Source organism: Stutzerimonas sp. CXK-1 (assembly GCF_057738225.1).
On sequence record NZ_CM173217.1, the window covers coordinates 3,488,402 to 3,510,000 of the forward strand.

Sequence of the window (21,599 nt, forward strand, 5' to 3'; positions counted from 1 at the left end):
ACCTCTTACTTAAAGGGCTGAATCAACCTTGTTTTTTGATGATAGCTTCGGCGATGTTGGCCGGCGCTTCCGCGTACTTCGAGAACTCCATGGAGTAGCTTGCACGACCCTGCGACATGGAGCGAACGTCCGTAGCGTAACCGAACATCTCACCCAGCGGCACCTCGGCACGGATAACCTTGCCGGAAACGGTGTCTTCCATGCCTTGGATCAGGCCGCGACGACGGTTCAGGTCGCCCATCACGTCGCCCATGTAATCCTCGGGAGTGACCACCTCGACCTTCATGATCGGCTCGAGCAGTACCGCGCCACCCTTCTGGGAAAGCTGCTTGGTCGCCATGGAAGCCGCGATCTTGAACGCCATCTCGTTGGAGTCCACGTCGTGGTAAGAACCATCGAAGACGGTGGCTTTCAGGCCGAGCAGCGGATAACCGGCGAGAACGCCGTTTTTCATCTGCTCCTCGATACCTTTCTGGATTGCCGGGATGTATTCCTTCGGAACCACACCACCGACGACTTCGTTCTTGAACTCCAGACCTTCCTGACCTTCGTCGGAGGGCTCGAAGCGAATCCAGCAATGACCGAACTGGCCACGACCACCGGACTGACGAACAAACTTGCCTTCGATCTCGCACTTGTTGCGGATCATCTCGCGATAGGCAACCTGCGGCTTGCCGATGTTGGCCTCGACACCGAACTCACGCTTCATCCGGTCGACGATGATGTCCAGGTGAAGCTCACCCATACCACCAATGATGGTCTGGCCGGACTCTTCGTCGGTCTTGACGCGGAACGACGGGTCTTCCTGAGCGAGCTTGCCCAGAGCAATGCCCATCTTCTCCTGGTCAGCCTTGGTCTTCGGCTCAACAGCGACGTGAATCACCGGCTCCGGGAAATCCATGCGCTCGAGCACGATCTGCCTGTCAGGGTCACAGAGCGTATCACCAGTGGTGACATCCTTCATGCCGATCAGCGCGGCGATATCGCCGGCACGACATTCTTTGATCTCTTCACGCTGGTTGGCGTGCATCTGCACCATCCGCCCGACGCGCTCTTTCTTGCTCTTGACCGAATTGATCACCGAGTCGCCCGACGACAATACGCCGGAGTAGACACGCACGAAGGTCAAAGTACCAACGAACGGGTCAGTGGCGATCTTGAACGCCAGAGCAGCAAACGGCTCGTCATCGGAAGAGTGACGCTCGTCGACGATCTCGTCGTTGTCAGGACTGACGCCCTTGATCGACGGCACCTCGTCCGGAGCCGGCAGGAAGTCGATCACCGCATCGAGAACCAGGGGAACGCCCTTGTTCTTGAAGGAGGAACCGCAAACAGCCGGAACGATTTCACAAGCCAAGGTACGCTGACGGAGACCGGCCTTGATCTCCTCATTGGAGAGATCGCCCTCCTCGAGGTACTTGTTCATCAGCTCTTCGTTGGCTTCGGCAGCCGACTCGACCATGTTGGAACGGTACTCGGCAGCCAGCTCGGCGAGCTCCGCAGGAATTTCTTCCTCGCGATAGGTCATGCCCTTGTCTTCGTCGTTCCAGTAGATCGCCTTCATCTTGATCAGATCGATCTGGCCCTGGAAGTTCTCTTCCGCGCCGATAGCAAGCTGGACCGGCACCGGGGTGTGCCCCAGGCGCTTCTTGATCTGCTCGACCACGCGCAGGAAGTTGGCGCCCTGGCGGTCCATCTTGTTCACATAGACGATACGCGGCACGCCGTACTTGTTGGCCTGACGCCAAACCGTTTCCGACTGAGGCTCCACACCAGAGGTGCCGCAGAAGACCACGACAGCGCCATCGAGCACGCGCAGCGAACGCTCCACTTCGATGGTGAAGTCAACGTGACCGGGGGTGTCGATAACGTTGATGCGGTACTTGTCCGGGAACTGGGCACGCGAGCCCTGCCAGAAAGTCGTGACGGCCGCGGAGGTGATGGTGATACCACGCTCCTGCTCCTGCACCATCCAGTCGGTGGTCGCCGCGCCGTCGTGAACCTCGCCCAGCTTGTGGTTGACGCCGGTATAAAACAGAACACGCTCCGTGGTAGTGGTCTTGCCCGCATCGACGTGCGCGCAGATACCGATGTTACGGTAGCGGTTAATCGGGGTAGTACGAGCCAAAATAAGGTCCTCGTAGAAATTGCGCTTGAATTAGAAGCGGTAGTGCGAGAACGCCTTGTTGGCCTCGGCCATACGATGCACGTCTTCGCGCTTCTTCACGGCAGCGCCTTTACCTTCAAAAGCATCCAGCAGTTCGCCAGCGAGACGCAGCGCCATGGATTTCTCGCCACGCTTGCGCGCAGCGTCGACCAGCCAGCGCATGGCCAGGGCATTACGACGGGACGGACGAACTTCGACCGGAACCTGGTAGGTGGCACCGCCGACACGGCGGGACTTGACTTCGACCAGCGGAGCGATGGCATCGAGTGCTTTTTCGAAGACTTCCAGGGGATCGCTGTTCTTGCGTTCCTTGACCTTGTCCAGCGCACCGTAAACGATACGCTCGGCCACGGCCTTCTTGCCGCTTTCCATCACGTGGTTCATGAACTTGGCCAGGATCAGACTTCCGTACTTCGGATCGTCCAGGATCTCGCGCTTGGCTGCTACACGACGTCTTGGCATTGATAAGCCCTCAAACGGTCTTCAGGTTAGCTCGGGACGGTAACGGCCTGTTACGCCCGACCTTACTCTTATCGACTCAGATAAATAGAAATACTGCTTACTTCGGACGCTTGGCGCCGTACTTGGAACGGCCCTGCTTGCGGTCCTTCACGCCGGAGGTATCCAGCGAACCACGTACGGTGTGGTAACGCACACCCGGCAGGTCCTTTACACGACCGCCACGGATCAGCACCACACTGTGCTCTTGCAGGTTATGACCCTCACCACCGATGTAGGAGGCGACTTCATAGCCATTGGTCAGACGAACACGGCACACCTTACGCAGTGCGGAGTTCGGTTTCTTCGGCGTGGTGGTGTACACGCGAGTGCACACGCCACGACGTTGCGGGCAGTTCTGCAGCGCAGGTACGTCGCTCTTTTCGACGACGCGCTTGCGCGGCTGGCGTACCAGCTGGTTGATAGTTGCCATCTACTAGCTCCACTGTTGTCTTTCGACACAAACGAAAAATGGCAGGGCGCGTAGCCCCGCCAAATTAAGGGAACGAGAGTCTAAAGAGCTTCTCATACCCCGTCAAGGCAGGCCCCGACAGCGTCGGAGCCTGCTTGCTCAGCTACCGCTGGAGTTCAGCGCTTCGGTCAGCGCTGCTTCCACTTCGTCAGCACTCACCCGTACCGGCTTGTCGGCATCACGCTTGCGCTTGCGCTCGCTGTGATAGGCCAGACCGGTACCCGCCGGGATCAGACGACCGACGACCACGTTTTCCTTCAGACCACGCAGATAGTCGCGCTTGCCAGTCACTGCCGCCTCGGTGAGTACGCGAGTGGTCTCCTGGAAGGACGCTGCGGAGATGAACGACTCGGTCGACAGCGATGCCTTGGTGATACCCAGCAGGACGCGCACATACTTGGCGATGAACTTGTCCTCTTCACTCAAGCGCTCGTTCTCTTCCAGCACCTGAGTCAGCTCCATCTGGTCACCCTTGATGAAGCTGGAATCGCCCGACTCGGTAATCTCGACCTTGCGCAGCATCTGCCGCAGGATGGTCTCGATGTGCTTGTCGTTGATCTTTACGCCCTGCAGGCGGTAAACGTCCTGGATCTCGTTGACGATGTAGCGCGCCAGTGCACTGACGCCCAGCAGTCGCAGGATGTCGTGCGGGTTGCTCGGGCCGTCGGAAATCACTTCGCCCTTGTTCACCTGCTCGCCTTCGAAGACGTTGAGGTGACGCCACTTCGGAATCAGCTCTTCGTACGGATCGCTACCATCGGTCGGCGTGATGACCAGACGACGCTTGCCCTTGGTTTCCTTGCCGAACGAGATCGTGCCGCTGATCTCGGCCAGAATCGAAGGCTCCTTCGGACGACGCGCCTCGAACAGGTCGGCCACGCGAGGCAGACCACCGGTGATGTCGCGGGTCTTGGAGGTTTCCTGCGGGATACGTGCGATGACGTCGCCCACGCCCACCTCGGCGCCGTCGGCCACACCGACCAGCGCATTGGCGGGCAGGAAGTACTGAGCCGGAACGTCGGTGCCCGGCAGCAGCAGGTCCTTGCCACTGGCATCGACCAGCTTCACGGCCGGGCGAATATCCTTGCCGGCAGCCGGACGGTCCTTCGGATCCATCACCTCGATATTGGTCAGACCCGTCAGCTCGTCGGTCTGACGCTTGATGGTGATGTTCTCTTCCATACCGACGAAGGTCACGCGCCCCTTCATCTCGGTGACGATCGGGTGGGTGTGCGGGTCCCACTTGGCCACGACAGCCCCCGCCTCGACCTTGTCACCTTCCTTGACCGAAATAACGGCACCGTACGGCAGCTTGTAGCGCTCGCGCTCACGACCGAAGTCGTCGGCAACCGCCAGCTCACCGGAACGCGACACCGCAATCAGCGCACCGTCGGCACGCTCGACGTACTTGAGGTTGTGCAGGCGGATCACACCGCCATTCTTCACCAGTACGTTATCGACAGCCGAGGTCCGGCTCGCCGCACCACCGATGTGGAAGGTACGCATGGTCAGCTGGGTACCCGGCTCACCGATCGACTGAGCCGCGATGACACCGACCGCTTCGCCGATGTTGACCAGATGGCCACGGGCCAGGTCGCGGCCGTAGCACTTCGAGCAGATGCCATAGCGGGTTTCGCAGCTGATCGGCGAACGCACGACCACTTCGTCGATGCTGTTCAGCTCGATGAAGTCGACCCATTGCTCATCGATCAGGGTACCGGCCGGAACCAGCACTTCTTCGGTGCCCGGTTTGAGCACATCGCGCGCGATGACCCGGCCCAGCACCCGCTCACCCAGCGGCTCGACGACGTCGCCACCCTCGATGTGCGGAGTCATGTGCAGGCCCTGCTCGGTACCACAGTCATGCTCGGTTACGACCAGGTCCTGAGCGACGTCAACCAGACGGCGGGTCAGATAACCGGAGTTGGCAGTCTTCAGCGCGGTGTCGGCCAGACCCTTACGCGCACCGTGGGTCGAAATGAAGTACTGGAGTACGTTCAGACCCTCACGGAAGTTCGCGGTGATCGGGGTCTCGATGATCGAGCCGTCCGGCTTGGCCATCAGGCCGCGCATACCGGCCAGCTGGCGAATCTGCGCTGCGGAACCCCGCGCACCGGAGTCGGCCATCATGTACATGGAGTTGAACGAGTCCTGCTCCACTTCCTTGCCTTCGCGATCGACGACCTTCTCCTTCGAGAGGTTGGCCATCATCGCCTTGGAGACTTCGTCGTTCGCTTTCGACCAGAGGTCGATCACCTTGTTGTACTTCTCGCCCTGGGTAACCAGACCGGAGGCGTACTGGCTTTCGATCTCCTTCACTTCTTCGGTCGCCGCATCGATGATGCGCGCCTTCTCATCAGGGATGACGAAGTCATTGACGCCGATGGAGACGCCGGACAGGGTCGAGTAGGCGAAACCGGTGTACATCAGCTGGTCGGCGAAGATCACCGTGTCTTTCAGGCCGACGGTACGGTAGGCCTGGTTGATCAGCTTGGAAATAGCCTTTTTCTTCATCGGCTGGTTGACCACATCGAACGGCATGCCAGCCGGAACGATCTGGAACAGCAGCGCGCGGCCAACGGTGGTGTCGACGATGCGGGTATTGCGAGTGACGCTGCCATCACGCTCGTTGATGGTCTCGTTGATGCGCACTTTCACACGCGCATGCAACGACGCCTCGCCCGCACGGAAAACGCGGTCGACTTCCTGCAGATCGGCGAAGACACGGCCTTCACCCTTGGCGTTGACGGCCTCTCGGGTCATGTAATACAGACCGAGAACGACGTCCTGCGACGGCACGATGATCGGCTCGCCGTTGGCCGGCGATAGCACGTTGTTCGTCGACATCATCAGGGCACGCGCCTCCAGCTGAGCCTCGAGGGTCAGCGGGACGTGCACGGCCATCTGGTCGCCGTCGAAGTCAGCGTTGTACGCGGCACAGACCAGCGGATGCAGCTGGATTGCCTTACCCTCGATCAGCACCGGCTCGAACGCCTGAATGCCCAGTCGGTGCAGGGTCGGCGCGCGGTTGAGCAGGACCGGATGTTCGCGGATGACCTCGGCGAGCACGTCCCAGACCTCGGGTAGCTCACGCTCGACCATCTTCTTGGCGGCCTTGATCGTGGTAGCCATGCCTTTGGCTTCGAGCTTGCCGAAAATGAACGGCTTGAACAGCTCGAGTGCCATTTTCTTCGGCAGACCGCACTGGTGCAGGCGCAGGGTCGGACCTACGGTGATAACCGAACGGCCGGAATAGTCGACGCGCTTACCCAGCAGGTTCTGGCGGAAACGACCTTGCTTGCCCTTGATCATGTCGGCCAGCGACTTGAGCGGGCGCTTGTTCGAGCCGGTGATGGCACGGCCACGGCGACCGTTGTCCAGCAGCGCGTCGACCGCTTCCTGCAGCATGCGCTTTTCGTTGCGCACGATGATGTCCGGCGCGGCCAGATCGAGCAGACGCTTCAGACGGTTGTTCCGGTTGATCACCCGGCGATACAGATCGTTGAGATCCGAGGTCGCGAAGCGGCCGCCATCGAGCGGAACCAGCGGACGCAGGTCCGGCGGCAGCACAGGCAGGACGGTCAGCACCATCCACTCGGGCAGGTTGCCCGAGCCGTGGAAGGCTTCCATCAGCTTCAGCCGCTTGGACAGCTTCTTGATCTTGGTTTCCGAGTTGGTCTGCGGGATCTCTTCCCGCAGACGGTTGATCTCGTGCTCCAGATCGATCTGGCCCAGCAGCTCACGCACGGCCTCGGCACCCATGCGGGCATCGAAATCGTCGCCGAACTCTTCGAGGGCTTCGAAGTACTGCTCATCGTTGAGCAGCTGACCTTTTTCCAGCGTGGTCATGCCCGGATCGATGACCACGTAGCTCTCGAAATAGAGCACACGCTCGATGTCGCGCAGGGTCATGTCCAGCAGCAAACCGATACGGGACGGCAGCGACTTCAGGAACCAGATGTGAGCAACCGGCGAAGCCAGTTCGATGTGAGCCATGCGCTCGCGGCGCACCTTGGCCAGCGCGACTTCGACGCCGCACTTCTCACAGATCACGCCGCGGTGCTTCAGGCGCTTGTACTTGCCGCACAGGCACTCGTAGTCCTTGACCGGGCCGAAGATCTTGGCGCAGAACAGGCCGTCGCGCTCGGGCTTGAACGTACGGTAGTTGATGGTCTCGGGCTTCTTCACCTCACCGAACGACCACGAACGGATCATCTCAGGCGAAGCCAGGGCAATCTTGATGGCATCGAACTCTTCGATTTGACCCTGGTTTTTCAACAGATTAAGCAAGTCTTTCAAGGCCTTTCCTCCTCACGGACCTGCGGCAGCCGGCTCGCGCCGGCGCCGCGTGGGCGGTGCGTGGTTATTCGGTTTCCAGATCGATATCGATACCGAGCGAGCGGATTTCTTTGATCAACACGTTGAAGGATTCCGGCATACCGGCCTCCATGCGGTGATCGCCGTCCACGATGTTCTTGTACATCTTGGTCCGCCCGTTCACGTCGTCCGACTTGACCGTGAGCATTTCCTGCAGGGTGTAGGCAGCGCCATAAGCTTCCAGCGCCCAGACCTCCATCTCCCCGAAGCGCTGACCACCGAACTGCGCCTTGCCGCCCAGCGGCTGCTGGGTAACCAGGCTGTAGGAACCGGTGGAACGCGCGTGCATCTTGTCGTCGACCAGGTGGTTCAGCTTCAGCATGTACATGTAGCCGACAGTAGTGGTGCGCTCGAACGCATTGCCGGTCCGGCCATCATACAGCTGCATCTGGCCGCTCTCGGGCAGATCGGCGAGCTTGAGCATCGCCTTGATCTCGCGCTCCTTGGCGCCGTCGAACACCGGGGTCGCCATCGGCACGCCCTTGCGCAGGTTCTCCGCCAGAGCGAGCACCTCCTGGTCGCTCAGCTCGTCAAGGTTCTCCTGACGACCGCCGATCTCGTTGTAGATCTCATGCAGGAACTTGCGCAGCTCGATCACCTTGCGCTGCTCTTCGAGCATCAGGTTGATCTTCTCGCCCAGGCCCTTGGCCGCAAGGCCCAGGTGGGTTTCGAGGATCTGACCGACGTTCATGCGCGACGGTACGCCCAGCGGGTTGAGCACGATGTCCACCGGCACGCCATTGGCGTCGTGAGGCATGTCCTCGACCGGCATGATCACCGAGACCACACCCTTGTTACCGTGGCGACCAGCCATCTTGTCGCCCGGCTGGATGCGGCGCTTGATCGCCAGGTAGACCTTGACAATCTTCAGCACGCCCGGAGCCAGGTCGTCGCCCTGCTGCAGCTTGCGCTTCTTGTCCTCGAACTTTTCATCGAGCAGCTGACGGCGATCGGACAGGTAGGCCTGAGCCTTTTCCAGCTGCTCGTTGAGCGCGTCGTCGGCCATGCGCAGCTTGAACCACTGGTGGCGCTCCAGCCCGTCGAGCACCTCGTCGTTCAGCTCGGTACCTTTCTTCAAGCCCGCGCCGCCTTCGGCGGTCGCACCGACCAGCGCCGAACGCAGACGTTCGAAGGTCGCACCTTCGACGATGCGGAACTCTTCGTTGAGGTCCTTGCGAATCTCGTCGAGCTGCATCTTCTCGATGGCCAGCGCACGCGAATCACGCTCCACGCCGTCACGGGTGAAGACCTGCACGTCGATGACGGTGCCCTTGGTACCGGTCGGTACACGCAGGGAGGTGTCCTTCACGTCGCTGGCCTTCTCGCCAAAGATCGCGCGCAGCAGTTTCTCTTCCGGCGTCAGCTGGGTTTCGCCCTTCGGCGTGACCTTGCCGACCAGGATGTCACCGGGGCCGACTTCGGCACCTACGTAGACGATACCGGCCTCGTCCAGCTTGTTCAGCGCAGCCTCACCCACGTTCGGGATATCCGCGGTGATCTCTTCCGGGCCGAGCTTGGTGTCACGCGACACACAGGTCAGCTCCTGGATATGGATCGTGGTAAAGCGATCTTCCTGAACAACGCGTTCGGACAGGCAGATGGAGTCTTCGAAGTTGAAGCCATTCCACGGCATGAATGCGACGCGCATGTTCTGACCCAGCGCCAGCTCGCCCATGTCGGTGGACGGACCATCCGCCATGATGTCGCCACGAGCCACCTGATCGCCCTTCTGTACCAGCGGACGCTGATTGATGCAGGTGTTCTGGTTGGAGCGCGTGTACTTGGTGAGGTTGTAGATATCCACACCGGCCTCGCCGGTCTCGACCTCATCATCGTTCACGCGAACGACGATGCGGCTGGCATCGACCGAATCGATCACCCCACCACGTCGGGCAACGACGCAGACACCGGAATCCCGAGCGACGTTGCGCTCCATGCCGGTACCCACCAACGGCTTGTCCGAGCGCAGGGTCGGCACCGCCTGACGCTGCATGTTCGAACCCATGAGGGCGCGGTTGGCGTCGTCGTGCTCGAGGAACGGAATCAGCGAGGCCGCGACCGAAACGACCTGCTTCGGCGACACGTCCATCAGCGTCACGTCTTCCGGCGCCTTTACGGTGAACTCGTTCAGGTGACGTACGGCGACGAGTTCGTCGACCAGCTTACGGCCATCAAGCTTCGCCGATGCCTGCGCAATGACATGATCGGCTTCTTCGATTGCCGACAGGAACACGATCTCGTCGGTGACCTCGCCGTCCTTGACCACACGATACGGGCTTTCCAGGAAGCCGTACTGGTTGGTGCGGGCATAGGCGGCTAGCGAGTTGATCAGACCGATGTTCGGACCTTCAGGGGTTTCGATCGGGCACACGCGGCCGTAGTGAGTCGGGTGCACGTCGCGGACTTCGAAGCCGGCGCGCTCACGGGTCAGACCGCCCGGGCCGAGTGCAGAGACGCGGCGCTTGTGGGTGATCTCGGACAGCGGGTTGTTCTGGTCCATGAACTGCGAGAGCTGGCTGGAGCCGAAGAACTCCTTCACCGCCGCCGCGACCGGCTTGGCGTTGATCAGGTCCTGCGGCATCAGGCCTTCGCTCTCGGCCATCGACAGGCGTTCCTTGACCGCGCGCTCGACGCGCACCAGGCCGACGCGGAACTGGTTCTCGGCCATTTCGCCGACACAACGGACACGCCGGTTACCCAGGTGGTCGATGTCATCGACGATGCCTTTGCCGTTACGGATGTCGACCAGAGTCTTGAGTACCGCAACGATGTCCTCACGGCTCAACACACCGGAGCCTTCGATCTCGGCACGGCCGATGCGGCGGTTGAACTTCATGCGGCCGACGGCCGACAGGTCGTAGCGCTCAGCCGTGAAGAACAGGTTGTTGAACAGCGTTTCGGCGGCATCCTTGGTTGGCGGCTCACCAGGACGCATCATGCGGTAGATTTCTACCAACGCCTCTAGCTGGTTGGTGGTCGAGTCGATCTTCAGCGTGTCGGAAATGAACGGACCGCAATCGATATCGTTGGTATACAACGTCTCGAAACGCACCACGCCCGCCTTGACGATCTTGGCCAAGGCTTCGACGGTCAGTTCGGTGTTGCATTCGGCGATGATCTCTCCGGTAGACGGATGCACGATCGCCTTGGCTACGGTACGACCGAGGACATAGTCCATCGGCATAACCAGCTCTTTGATGCCGGACTTGTCGAGCTGGTTGATATGGCGCGCAGTGATACGGCGTCCCTGCTCGACGATAACCTTGCCACTGCCATCGGTGATGTCGAACGTAGCGATTTCACCGCGCAGCCGCTGCGGCACCAGCTCCAGCGCAAGCTGATCGCCACGAACATGGAACACGTTCGTATCGTAGAACGCCGTGAGGATTTCCTCGGTGCTGTAGTTGAGTGCGCGCAGCAGCACACTCGCCGGCAGCTTGCGGCGGCGGTCGATACGGACGAATACCGCATCCTTGGGGTCGAACTCGAAGTCCAGCCAGGAGCCGCGGTACGGAATGATCCGCGCAGAATAGAGCAGCTTACCGGAGCTGTGCGTCTTGCCGCGGTCGTGATCGAAGAAAACACCAGGCGAACGATGCAGCTGGGAAACGATCACGCGCTCGGTACCGTTGATGATGAAGGTACCGTTCTCGGTCATGAGGGGGATTTCCCCCATGTAGACTTCCTGCTCCTTGATGTCCTTGATGGCCTTGTTCGACGACTCCTTGTCGAAAATGATCAGGCGCACCTTGACCCGCAACGGGACTGCGAAGGTGACGCCGCGCAGAACGCACTCTTTCACGTCGAAGGCAGGCTCGCCCAGACGGTAGCCGACATACTCCAGCGCCGCGTTGCCAGAGTAACTGATAATCGGGAAAACGGATTTGAAGGCCGCGTGCAAGCCAATGTCACGGAACTGATCTTTGGTAGCTCCTGCCTGCAGGAATTCGCGATACGAATCCAGCTGGATGGCCAAAAGATACGGCACGTCCATTACGTGCGGTAACTTGCTAAAGTCCTTGCGGATACGTTTTTTCTCAGTGTATGAGTAAGCCATCAGCGTTCCCCAGCTTGGTCACCTGCTTGTTGGCCTCTCCCGGCGGGAGCAGCCAGAAAATCTTGCGAATCGAGGTTCGCACCATCCTGGTCCGGATGGACCGTCATGGACCGACATCGTCAGCCATAACGGAAAAAGGCCGGTGGCCAAAGCCACCAGCCGTCAGCCTCACGCGTAGCGTTTCGGCTGTAGACGCAAAGTCGTCGCTTACTTGAGCTCGACTTTGGCGCCTGCTTCTTCCAGAGCCTTCTTGGCAGCTTCGGCTTCTTCTTTCGAAACGCCTTCCTTGACCACGCCCGGGGCGCCGTCAACGACAGCCTTGGCTTCTTTCAGGCCCAGGCCGGTCAGTTCGCGAACAGCCTTGATCACGTTGACCTTCTTGTCGCCGGCTTCGGCCAGAACGATGGTGAACTCGGTCTGCTCTTCAGCAGCAGCAGCGGCAGCGGCCGGAGCAGCGGCAACGGCAGCAGCAGCGGTCACACCGAACTTCTCTTCCATTGCCTTGATCAGTTCGACGACCTGCATCACGGACATTTCGGAAACGGCGTTGATGATATCTTCGTTGGTAAGAGCCATGACTCTAATTCCTGTATTGGGGCGACGGCTTGAAGCCATCTGAATAAGTAAGAAAGCTGAAAGAGACCGTGCCGATCAGGCAGCAGCAGCTTCTTTCTGGTCGCGAATAGCCGCCAGCGTGCGAGCCAGCTTGCTGGTTGCGCCCTGGATGACGCTCATCAGCTGAGCCACGGCTTCGTCGTAGGTCGGCAGGGTTGCCAGTACGTCGATCTGGTTGGCTGCGAGGAACTGACCCTCGAATGCAGCGGCCTTGATCTCGAACTTGTCCTGACCCTTGGAGAACTCCTTGAAGATGCGAGCGGCAGCGCCCGGATGCTCGTTGGAGAACGCAATCAGGGTCGGGCCCTTGAACACGTCGTTCAGCACTTCAAATTGAGTGCCTTCGACGGCTCGGCGTAGCAGAGTGTTACGTACGACTCGCACGTACACACCAGCCTCGCGGGCCTCTTTACGGAGTCCGGTCATGGCCCCTACAGTCACGCCACGGGCATCGGCCACGACAGCGGACAGGGCAGCATTGGCAGCCTCGTTGACTTCAGCGACGATGGCTTTCTTGTCTTCGAGCTTGATTGCCACGGGTTTAACTCCTGGTGTTTACCGGTTCATCCGGCAGAGCCGGACGGGTGTTGGTGTCGATTCGGTATGAATCGGGAGCACCTCTGCGTAGGCTTTCACGTTTAAGGCTTGCGCCGCCTACGGTCTTGGATAGCCCCCGCCAGGCAGGGACCCCAATTTTAATGCAGAGCCCGCCAAGCGGGCTCCGCCGAACTCACGCCTCGAGAGAAGCCTGGTCGATAATCAGCCCCGGCCCCATCGTGGTGCTCAGGGTCACGCGCTTGACATAGATACCCTTGGAGGTCGAAGGCTTCAGGCGCTTCAGATCCGCCAGCAGAGCCTCAACGTTCTGCTTGAGCTGCTCCGGAGCGAAGCCAACCTTGCCGACCGAGGTGTGAATGATACCGTTCTTATCGGTACGGAAGCGCACCTGACCAGCCTTGGCGTTTTTCACAGCCGTGGCGACATCGGGCGTGACCGTGCCAACCTTCGGGTTCGGCATCAAACCACGCGGGCCGAGAACCTGACCCAGCTGACCTACGACGCGCATGGCATCCGGGGACGCGATGACCACGTCATAGCTCAGATCACCGCCCTTCATTTCGGCAGCCAGATCGTCCATACCAACGCGATCAGCACCCGCAGCCAGAGCTGCTTCGGCCGCCGGACCCTGCGTGAAAACGGCAACCCGTACGCTCTTGCCAGTACCGTTAGGCAGAACGGTCGCACCACGGACGACCTGGTCGGATTTGCGCGGATCGACACCCAGGTTGATCGCGATATCAAACGACTCGGTGAACTTCACAGCCGACAACTCGGCGAGCAAGCCGGCGGCCTCTTCGAAACCGTACTGCTTGCCAGCCTCAACCTTGGCGGCAATGGCCTTCTGGCGCTTGGTCAACTTAGCCATTACACACCCTCCACGTTCAGACCCATGCTGCGAGCAGAACCAGCGATGGTGCGCACAGCAGCCTCGAGGTCAGCAGCGGTCAGATCGGCATTCTTGGTCTTGGCGATCTCTTCCAGCTGGGCGCGCGTAACAGTGCCCACCTTCTGAGTGTTCGGACGAGCGGAGCCACTGGTGATACCAGCAGCCTTCTTCAGCAGCACTGCTGCCGGGGTGCTCTTGGTCTCGAACGTGAAGCTCCGGTCGCTATAAACAGTGATGATCACCGGAGTAGGCAGACCAGGCTCCTGCCCCTGCGTACGGGCATTGAAGGCCTTGCAGAACTCCATGATATTGACGCCATGCTGACCGAGCGCAGGACCGACCGGCGGCGACGGGTTGGCCTGACCGGCCTTAACCTGAAGCTTGATATAAGCTTGAATTTTCTTAGCCATTAGCTACTCCGTTCTTGGGTTAGACGCCTTTCGGCTCCCCTTACCAGCATCTCGCCGACAAAAAACCCCGCAGCCTGCTGGCAGCGGGGGTCAGGGATGCAATTTTCCGTCAGACCTTTTCGACCTGACTGAACTCGAGCTCCACCGGAGTGGAACGCCCGAAAATCAGTACCGCAACCTGAATGCGGCTCTTCTCGTAATTGACCTCTTCAACGACGCCGTTGAAGTCGGCAAACGGCCCGTCCACAACCCGAACCACTTCACCTGGCTCGAACAGGGTCTTGGGCTTCGGCTTATCACTGCCATCAGCAACCCGACGCAGAATCGCCTCAGCCTCTCGATCGGTGATAGGCGCAGGCTTATCAGCGGTACCGCCGATGAAACCCATGACACGCGGGGTATCCTTCACCAGGTGCCAAGTGCCTTCGTTCATGTCCATCTGAACCAACACGTAGCCTGGGAAGAACTTGCGCTCACTCTTGCGCTTCTGCCCGTTGCGCATCTCGACCACCTCTTCGGTGGGCACGAGAATCTCGCCAAAGAACTCTTCCATGCCTGCAAGCTTGACGCGCTCGACCAGCGAGCGCATCACATGCTTTTCATAACCCGAATAAGCATGCACAACATACCAACGCTTAGCCACGAGACATCCTTAACCTACGATCATGGAAACCAGCCAACCCAGCAGCGAGTCGAGCCCCCACAACAGCAAGGCCATGACCAGGACCACAACCACAACGATCAGCGTGGTCTGCGTAGTCTCCTGACGAGTCGGCCAAACGACCTTGCGAATCTCGATGCGCGCCTCTTTAAGGAGGACACCGAATGCACGCCCCTTCGAAGTCTGAAAGGCCACAAAGCCAGCGATAGCAGCGACAGCAACAAGCGCCAGGACGCGATAGAGAATCGGCTCTGCGGAATAGAACTGATTACCCACGACAGCAACCAGAACCAAAGCAGCCACTACAAGCCACTTCACCAGATCGAAGCGCGAGTCTTTGGCCTCAGCCTTGACATTCATCTGCTAGAACCTTCTAAAGACTGCCGGACTTTCAATTTGAAAGTTGGCAGGCCAGGAGGGAATCGAACCCCCAACCTGCGGTTTTGGAGACCGCCGCTCTGCCAATTGAGCTACTGGCCTAGAAAGAGACAGGCCGACTATTATGCCGACCTGCAGAGGCTATATCAACTAATTATTCAACAACCTTGGCGACCACGCCGGCACCAACGGTACGACCGCCTTCGCGAATAGCGAAGCGCAGGCCGTCTTCCATGGCGATCGGCTTGATCAGGGTGACAACCATCTTGATGTTGTCGCCCGGCATAACCATCTCAACGCCTTCCGGCAGTTCGCACGAACCGGTCACGTCGGTGGTACGGAAGTAGAACTGCGGACGGTAGCCCTTGAAGAACGGGGTGTGACGACCACCTTCTTCCTTGGACAGCACGTACACTTCCGCTTCGAACTTGGTGTGCGGCTTGATAGTGCCCGGCTTGGCCAGAACCTGACCACGCTCAACCTCGTCACGCTTGGTGCCACGCAGCAGCACACCGCAGTTCTCGCCCGCACGACCTTCGTCGAGCAGCTTGCGGAACATCTCGACACCCGTACAGGTAGTCTTGGTGGTCGGACGCAGACCAACGATTTCGATCTCTTCCTGCACCTTGATGATGCCGCGCTCGACACGACCGGTAACCACGGTACCGCGACCAGAAATCGAGAACACGTCTTCGATCGGCATCAGGAACGGCTTGTCGATAGCACGCACCGGCTCCGGAATGTAGCTGTCCAGAGTCTCGACCAGCTTCTTGACCGCAGTGGTGCCCAGGCCGTTCTCGTCTTCGCCGTTCAGCGCCATCAGCGCAGAGCCAACGATGATCGGCGTGTCGTCGCCCGGGAAGTCATAGGTGGACAGCAGGTCGCGAACTTCCATCTCGACCAGTTCCAGCAGCTCGGCGTCGTCGACCATGTCGGCCTTGTTCAGGAACACGACGATGTAGGGAACACCTACCTGACGGGACAGCAGGATGTGCTCACGCGTTTGCGGCATGGGGCCGTCAGCAGCCGAGCAAACCAGGATCGCGCCGTCCATCTGGGCAGCACCGGTGATCATGTTCTTCACGTAGTCGGCGTGACCCGGGCAGTCAACGTGCGCGTAGTGACGAACGTTCGAGTCGTACTCTACGTGAGCGGTGTTGATGGTGATACCACGAGCCTTCTCTTCCGGCGCGCTGTCGATCTTGTCGAAGTCGACGCGAGCGGAACCGAACACTTCCGAGCAAACGCGGGTCAGCGCAGCGGTCAGAGTGGTCTTGCCATGGTCAACGTGACCGATGGTGCCGACGTTGACGTGCGGCTTGTTACGTTCGAACTTCTCTTTTGCCATCGAGACCGCCTCCCATGATCGTGCTAATTAGGTGATCACCATTAAAACAAAGGCAGATATTCTCATATCTGCCTTTGTTTGATTTGGAGCTCATGAGCGGATTTGAACCGCTGACCTCACCCTTACCAAGGGTGTGCTCTACCAACTGAGCTACATGAGCATAAAAAACATTCACATGCTGGAGCGGGTAGCGGGAATCGAACCCGCATCATCAGCTTGGAAGGCTGAGGTTCTACCACTAAACTATACCCGCGTAAGCTTGCGCCTGCGCTTAATCTGGTGGAGGGGGAAGGATTCGAACCTTCGAAGTCGATGACGTCAGATTTACAGTCTGATCCCTTTGGCCACTCGGGAACCCCTCCAAAGTGAGGCGGCATTTTCCATGCCTTTCCTCAGCCTGTCAACCTTTTTCTCATTTAAAATCTTGAGCTTAGGTTGTCAGTCACTTGGTAGCGCACCTATTGGTGCCCTCCCGAAGCGGGCGCCATTCTATTCAAACACGCGTGGTGATGCAATGGCATCGCACGACATCTGAGTATGCTGCATCGCAGGCATGCTCGACACCAGACCTTCAAGCAGCCCTTCATCGACCAAATGGCTGTCGCGAGGTTCAACACGAACCCAGTACCTGCGGTGCATACGCGGCAACTCTCTGATCAAGGCTTCGTAGTCGATGTCTCTCAAGCGTGCCACGACCGCCTCCGCAGAATCCCGCTGCGTAAAAATTCCCAAGGATATTCCGTTGGCCAGATCCCCAACCGTCACGATATAGCTGTCGATATTTCGAGATTGCAGCTCGCGCAGCTGACGCAGAGAGGCGGCCCGAGAAGCAAGCGGAGGCAGATACACCCAATAATCAGTACCAGCGTTTGTTTCAATGATCTGAACGCCTGACTCGATATCCAGACTGAGCAGGCGCTGCTCAACTTGGCGCGCCGCCGCTTCCTGATCGAACCCGCCCAAAAAAAGACAAAGCCCAGGCTCCGGCGCCAGGGAAGAACTTTCGCGAAGAGGCGGCGGAGCCTCCGTCACCAGCCGAAGGGCGGAAGACGAGGCCGTGTATCCCTCGACGGGCGCAACCTGGTGAACCCTGAACGGCGCCTGCTGCTGATGAGCCAAGTAGTAAAAGACGTTGAGGGTAAGCAACAAGAGCAATAGCCAGCGCATTACAGGCTCCTCAAGGGCAGACGATAGCCAACCCACGAAACACTAGATCGGGCACGTGCTCGGTTGAAGCGCTGTCGGAGACCAGCTCCGCATCCCCGCCCGTCAGGTAGACCTTGGGGCAATCACCTAGGATCGATCTGGCGTTCTCGATCTGGGCCTGGACATAAGCCTTCAGCATGAGCCGACAACCTCGATCCACGCCTTCCTCGGTGTTTCGCCCCGGATCGTTTAGAGTGCCGACAGGGAGTCCTTCATCCAGCGCTATACGCCCTGTGGACGACGACAACTGACGACGCAGCAACGGCAGCCCAGGCGCGATATAGCCACCAAGATGCTCTCCGTTGCCGCGAACCAGATCCACGGTAACAGCAGTCCCCAGGTCGATGACCACAAAGGATCGCCGACAAAGAGCGAACGCGCCTAATATCGCAAGCCAACGATCCACACCTAACTGCTCGGGTCTATCGTAGCCATTCGTCACACCGGCATAGCTCGTAGCAACCGACGCCTGAGCCAGCCCTTCACCGGCGTAACTTAGAACCAAATGCGCGATCGCCTGGGTTTCTTCGTGGCTTCGCACGCTAACCAAACGCGCACGCGCTATTTGCCAATCAGTGTTTGCGCTTAGCCAGGCAGCCAACCCCTCCTTGTCTCTGGACGAGGCTACCGCCAGGACCATGCCCTCATTGGAGACCACCCTCGATTTGATTAAACTATTACCGCAGTCCAGTTCAAGAATCATTCAATCCGTCTCAAGCTAAGCTCGCCCCCACAGAATACCTGTTCGCGACCATCAACTCGCAGCCTAATCCCGCCCTGCCCGTCAACACCTAGAACAACTCCTTGAATTGAGGTCAACGGCGTATTCAGCAGGCATTCCTCCCCCTGCCACAGATGGACTTGTTCCCATTCATCCTTGAATGCGTGAAAGCCCCTGTCTAGGAAACGCTGGAGATAACGTTGCAGTTGCTGCGCAAGCTGTATAGCCAAGGCCGACCTATCTATGAACCGCCCAAGTTGAAGCCGCAACGAGGTCCACTCCTGATCGATGCTAGAAGCAGACTCGGTCATATTGACATTGACTCCTATACCAATTGCCACCTGGCACAGGTCCGCCGGGTCGCCAGCTATTTCGACCAGAATTCCAGCGATTTTTTTTCCCTGGGAGTAGATGTCGTTAGGCCACTTAAGCCCACCGTTTGCCAAACCTTCTGACTCGAGGGCGCGTAGCGTGGCGATGCCAACTACGAGACTCAGGCCTGCAAGTTGCGCGAAGCCCCCAGCGACAGAGCACCCCAAGGTAAAGTATAGGTTTTCGCCGTAGGGGCTAACCCAATGCCGACCTCGGCGACCACGACCATTGGATTGCGCCTCAGCCAGCACAACGAGTGGCTGCCTGGACCGCCCCGCCATTAGCCTTAACGCTTCTGCGTTTGTGGAATCTATTTGGGAGCGCAGCGAGAGCGCCCAACTGAGCTCGGCTAGCGAGGGAAGGAGTCTCGATGAATCCAGTAGTGAAAGCGGATTAGCCAGGCGATAGCCCTTACCTGGAACCCGATGAATGGCGATACCGCTTTCCTCTTTAGCCTTCTGCAACACTTTCCATACAGCAGTTCTCGATATCCCGAGCTCCTTGCCTATGACTTCGCCCGAATGGAAACGGCCGTCCTGCAGGATATGTAGCACCTTTTCAATTTCCATTTCGATGCGTCTCCCCTGCACGTTTACTTGCGACTGATAGTTTCCGCCGAGCAAAGACAAACCCCCGACCAGCGAGTGCGGGTCGGGGGTTTGGTATAGGTGCTTGACGATGACCTACTCTCACATGGGGAAGCCCCACACTACCATCGGCGATGCGTCGTTTCACTGCTGAGTTCGGGATGGGATCAGGTGGTTCCAACGCTCTATGGTCGTCAAGCAATTCGGTTGCTGTATCGGTGTTGAGTCGCTACAGCGAATTGGGTATGTGATGTCTGGCTTTGCAGTTCAATTCGAATTTTCGGCTGTTGTCGGCTTCGACCGACCCACAATCGTCAGATTGTTTGGGTGTTATATGGTCAAGCCTCACGGGCAATTAGTACAGGTTAGCTCAACGCCTCACAACGCTTACACACCCTGCCTATCAACGTCGTAGTCTTCGACGGCCCTTCAGGGAGCTCGAGGCTCCAGTGAGATCTCATCTTGAGGCAAGTTTCCCGCTTAGATGCTTTCAGCGGTTATCTCTTCCGAACATAGCTACCCGGCAGTGCCACTGGCGTGACAACCGGAACACCAGAGGTTCGTCCACTCCGGTCCTCTCGTACTAGGAGCAGCCCCTCTCAAATCTCAAACGTCCACGGCAGATAGGGACCGAACTGTCTCACGACGTTCTAAACCCAGCTCGCGTACCACTTTAAATGGCGAACAGCCATACCCTTGGGACCGGCTTCAGCCCCAGGATGTGATGAGCCGACATCGAGGTGCCAAACACCGCCGTCGATATGAACTCTTGGGCGGTATCAGCCTGTTATCCCCGGAGTACCTTTTATCCGTTGAGCGATGGCCCTTCCATACAGAACCACCGGATCACTAAGACCTACTTTCGTACCTGCTCGACGTGTCTGTCTCGCAGTCAAGCGCGCTTTTGCCTTTATACTCTGCGACCGATTTCCGACCGGTCTGAGCGCACCTTCGTACTCCTCCGTTACTCTTTAGGAGGAGACCGCCCCAGTCAAACTGCCCACCATACACTGTCCTCGATCCGGATGACGGACCAGAGTTAGAACCTCAAGCATGCCAGGGTGGTATTTCAAGGATGGCTCCACGCGAACTGGCGTCCACGCTTCAAAGCCTCCCACCTATCCTACACAAGCAGGCTCAAAGTCCAGTGCAAAGCTACAGTAAAGGTTCACGGGGTCTTTCCGTCTAGCCGCGGATACACTGCATCTTCACAGCGATTTCAATTTCACTGAGTCTCGGGTGGAGACAGCGCCGCCATCGTTACGCCATTCGTGCAGGTCGGAACTTACCCGACAAGGAATTTCGCTACCTTAGGACCGTTATAGTTACGGCCGCCGTTTACCGGGGCTTCGATCAAGAGCTTCGCTTGCGCTAACCCCATCAATTAACCTTCCGGCACCGGGCAGGCGTCACACCCTATACGTCCACTTTCGTGTTTGCAGAGTGCTGTGTTTTTAATAAACAGTCGCAGCGGCCTGGTATCTTCGACCGGCATGAGCTTACTGAGCAAGTCATTCACTCTCACCGGCGCACCTTCTCCCGAAGTTACGGTGCCATTTTGCCTAGTTCCTTCACCCGAGTTCTCTCAAGCGCCTTGGTATTCTCTACCCGACCACCTGTGTCGGTTTGGGGTACGGTTCCTGATTACCTGAAGCTTAGAGGCTTTTCCTGGAAGCATGGCATCAACCACTTCGCTTTCTAAAAGAAAGCTCGTCATCAGCTCTCGACATTGAGATCCCGGATTTACCTAAGATCCCTGTCTACCGCCTTAAACTTGGACAACCAACGCCAAGCTGGCCTAGCCTTCTCCGTCCCCCCATCGCAGTAACCAGAAGTACGGGAATATTAACCCGTTTCCCATCGACTACGCTTTTCAGCCTCGCCTTAGGGACCGACTCACCCTGCGTCGATTAACGTTGCGCAGGAACCCTTGGTCTTTCGGCGTGCGAGTTTTTCACTCGCATTGTCGTTACTCATGTCAGCATTCGCACTTCTGATACCTCCAGCAAGCTTCTCAACTCACCTTCACAGGCTTACAGAACGCTCCTCTACCGCTCAACTTACGTTGAACCCGTAGCTTCGGTGCATGGTTTGAGCCCCGTTACATCTTCCGCGCAGGCCGACTCGACTAGTGAGCTATTACGCTTTCTTTAAAGGATGGCTGCTTCTAAGCCAACCTCCTAGCTGTCTAAGCCTTCCCACATCGTTTCCCACTTAACCATGACTTTGGGACCTTAGCTGACGGTCTGGGTTGTTTCCCTTTTCACGACGGACGTTAGCACC

Annotated in this window: 15 protein-coding genes, 4 tRNA genes and 2 rRNA genes (1 of these 21 cut by a window edge); all 21 read right to left on the reverse strand. The window is 58.5% G+C overall.

Annotation, left to right across the window (positions count from 1 at the left end; all coding sequences use genetic code 11):
- Positions 1 to 22: 22 nt before the first annotated feature.
- Positions 23 to 2,128 (reverse strand): elongation factor G, encoded by a 2,106-nt coding sequence (gene fusA, locus AC0KXH_RS16685; protein WP_061338840.1) that lies wholly within the window; start codon positions 2,126 to 2,128, stop codon positions 23 to 25.
- A gap of 30 nt (positions 2,129 to 2,158) precedes the next feature.
- Positions 2,159 to 2,629, reverse strand: a complete 471-nt coding sequence (gene rpsG, locus AC0KXH_RS16690; RefSeq protein ID WP_041110229.1) for a 30S ribosomal protein S7 — start codon at positions 2,627 to 2,629, stop codon at positions 2,159 to 2,161.
- A gap of 97 nt (positions 2,630 to 2,726) precedes the next feature.
- Complete coding sequence (gene rpsL, locus AC0KXH_RS16695; protein ID WP_003280832.1) at positions 2,727 to 3,098, reverse strand: 30S ribosomal protein S12; 372 nt, start codon at positions 3,096 to 3,098, stop codon at positions 2,727 to 2,729.
- 138 nt (positions 3,099 to 3,236) lie between these two features.
- A complete protein-coding gene (gene rpoC / locus AC0KXH_RS16700) occupies positions 3,237 to 7,436 on the reverse strand; it encodes a DNA-directed RNA polymerase subunit beta' (protein WP_200629323.1) in 4,200 nt (1,399 codons plus the stop codon).
- Positions 7,437 to 7,500: 64 nt separating this feature from the next.
- Positions 7,501 to 11,571: a DNA-directed RNA polymerase subunit beta gene (gene rpoB / locus AC0KXH_RS16705; protein WP_488223734.1), complete on the reverse strand. Its 4,071-nt coding sequence runs from the start codon at positions 11,569 to 11,571 to the stop codon at positions 7,501 to 7,503.
- Positions 11,572 to 11,778: 207 nt separating this feature from the next.
- Complete coding sequence (rplL, locus tag AC0KXH_RS16710; protein ID WP_041110226.1) at positions 11,779 to 12,147, reverse strand: 50S ribosomal protein L7/L12; 369 nt, start codon at positions 12,145 to 12,147, stop codon at positions 11,779 to 11,781.
- 75 nt (positions 12,148 to 12,222) lie between these two features.
- The gene (gene rplJ, locus AC0KXH_RS16715; protein WP_041110225.1) at positions 12,223 to 12,723 is read right to left on the reverse strand and encodes a 50S ribosomal protein L10; all 501 of its coding nucleotides are present in this window, start codon (positions 12,721 to 12,723) and stop codon (positions 12,223 to 12,225) included.
- Positions 12,724 to 12,916: 193 nt separating this feature from the next.
- Positions 12,917 to 13,612, reverse strand: coding sequence for a 50S ribosomal protein L1 (gene rplA, locus AC0KXH_RS16720; RefSeq protein ID WP_041110224.1), 696 nt, complete (start codon positions 13,610 to 13,612; stop codon positions 12,917 to 12,919).
- On the reverse strand, positions 13,612 to 14,043 hold the full coding sequence (gene rplK / locus AC0KXH_RS16725; protein ID WP_041110223.1) for a 50S ribosomal protein L11: 432 nt from the start codon (positions 14,041 to 14,043) through the stop codon (positions 13,612 to 13,614). The genes rplA and rplK overlap by 1 nt, the downstream gene beginning before the upstream one ends.
- 109 nt (positions 14,044 to 14,152) lie before the next feature.
- Positions 14,153 to 14,686 (reverse strand): transcription termination/antitermination protein NusG, encoded by a 534-nt coding sequence (nusG, locus tag AC0KXH_RS16730; protein WP_041110222.1) that lies wholly within the window; start codon positions 14,684 to 14,686, stop codon positions 14,153 to 14,155.
- Between the two features lie 9 nt (positions 14,687 to 14,695).
- Positions 14,696 to 15,064 (reverse strand): preprotein translocase subunit SecE, encoded by a 369-nt coding sequence (secE, locus tag AC0KXH_RS16735; RefSeq protein WP_488223735.1) that lies wholly within the window; start codon positions 15,062 to 15,064, stop codon positions 14,696 to 14,698.
- A 44-nt stretch (positions 15,065 to 15,108) separates the two neighbouring features.
- Positions 15,109 to 15,184: transfer RNA gene (locus tag AC0KXH_RS16740), tRNA-Trp, on the reverse strand.
- A 52-nt stretch (positions 15,185 to 15,236) separates the two neighbouring features.
- Positions 15,237 to 16,430 (reverse strand): elongation factor Tu, encoded by a 1,194-nt coding sequence (gene tuf / locus AC0KXH_RS16745; RefSeq protein WP_043222066.1) that lies wholly within the window; start codon positions 16,428 to 16,430, stop codon positions 15,237 to 15,239.
- A gap of 84 nt (positions 16,431 to 16,514) precedes the next feature.
- A tRNA-Thr gene (locus AC0KXH_RS16750) sits at positions 16,515 to 16,590 on the reverse strand.
- A 19-nt stretch (positions 16,591 to 16,609) separates the two neighbouring features.
- Positions 16,610 to 16,683: transfer RNA gene (locus AC0KXH_RS16755), tRNA-Gly, on the reverse strand.
- A 24-nt stretch (positions 16,684 to 16,707) separates the two neighbouring features.
- A tRNA-Tyr gene (locus AC0KXH_RS16760) sits at positions 16,708 to 16,792 on the reverse strand.
- A gap of 127 nt (positions 16,793 to 16,919) precedes the next feature.
- Positions 16,920 to 17,597, reverse strand: a complete 678-nt coding sequence (locus AC0KXH_RS16765) for an SPOR domain-containing protein (RefSeq protein WP_488223736.1) — start codon at positions 17,595 to 17,597, stop codon at positions 16,920 to 16,922.
- Between the two features lie 10 nt (positions 17,598 to 17,607).
- Positions 17,608 to 18,339 carry a type III pantothenate kinase gene (locus tag AC0KXH_RS16770; RefSeq protein WP_488223737.1) on the reverse strand — a complete coding sequence of 244 codons (732 nt, stop codon included), beginning with the start codon at positions 18,337 to 18,339 and terminating at the stop codon, positions 17,608 to 17,610.
- Positions 18,336 to 19,292, reverse strand: a complete 957-nt coding sequence (birA, locus tag AC0KXH_RS16775) for a bifunctional biotin--[acetyl-CoA-carboxylase] ligase/biotin operon repressor BirA (RefSeq protein WP_439931005.1) — start codon at positions 19,290 to 19,292, stop codon at positions 18,336 to 18,338. Before birA ends, AC0KXH_RS16770 begins: the two co-directional genes overlap by 4 nt.
- A 107-nt stretch (positions 19,293 to 19,399) precedes the next feature.
- Positions 19,400 to 19,515 (reverse strand): 5S ribosomal RNA (gene rrf, locus AC0KXH_RS16780).
- 135 nt (positions 19,516 to 19,650) lie between these two features.
- Positions 19,651 to 21,599, reverse strand: a 23S ribosomal RNA gene (locus AC0KXH_RS16785) (it continues 942 nt past the right edge of the window).

Bases quoted from the DNA above. Each gene is read 5' to 3' on its own strand.
- rpsG (WP_041110229.1), bottom strand. From the start codon at position 2,629: ATGCCAAGACGTCGTGTAGCAGCCAAGCGCGAGATCCTGGACGATCCG.
- AC0KXH_RS16770 (WP_488223737.1), bottom strand. From the start codon at position 18,339: ATGATTCTTGAACTGGACTGCGGTAATAGTTTAATCAAATCGAGGGTG.
- rplA (WP_041110224.1), bottom strand. From the start codon at position 13,612: ATGGCTAAGTTGACCAAGCGCCAGAAGGCCATTGCCGCCAAGGTTGAG.
- rpsL (WP_003280832.1), bottom strand. From the start codon at position 3,098: ATGGCAACTATCAACCAGCTGGTACGCCAGCCGCGCAAGCGCGTCGTC.
- rplK (WP_041110223.1), bottom strand. From the start codon at position 14,043: ATGGCTAAGAAAATTCAAGCTTATATCAAGCTTCAGGTTAAGGCCGGT.
- tuf (WP_043222066.1), bottom strand. From the start codon at position 16,430: ATGGCAAAAGAGAAGTTCGAACGTAACAAGCCGCACGTCAACGTCGGC.
- AC0KXH_RS16765 (WP_488223736.1), bottom strand. From the start codon at position 17,597: ATGCGCTGGCTATTGCTCTTGTTGCTTACCCTCAACGTCTTTTACTAC.
- rplL (WP_041110226.1), bottom strand. From the start codon at position 12,147: ATGGCTCTTACCAACGAAGATATCATCAACGCCGTTTCCGAAATGTCC.
- secE (WP_488223735.1), bottom strand. From the start codon at position 15,064: ATGAATGTCAAGGCTGAGGCCAAAGACTCGCGCTTCGATCTGGTGAAG.
- rpoB (WP_488223734.1), bottom strand. From the start codon at position 11,571: ATGGCTTACTCATACACTGAGAAAAAACGTATCCGCAAGGACTTTAGC.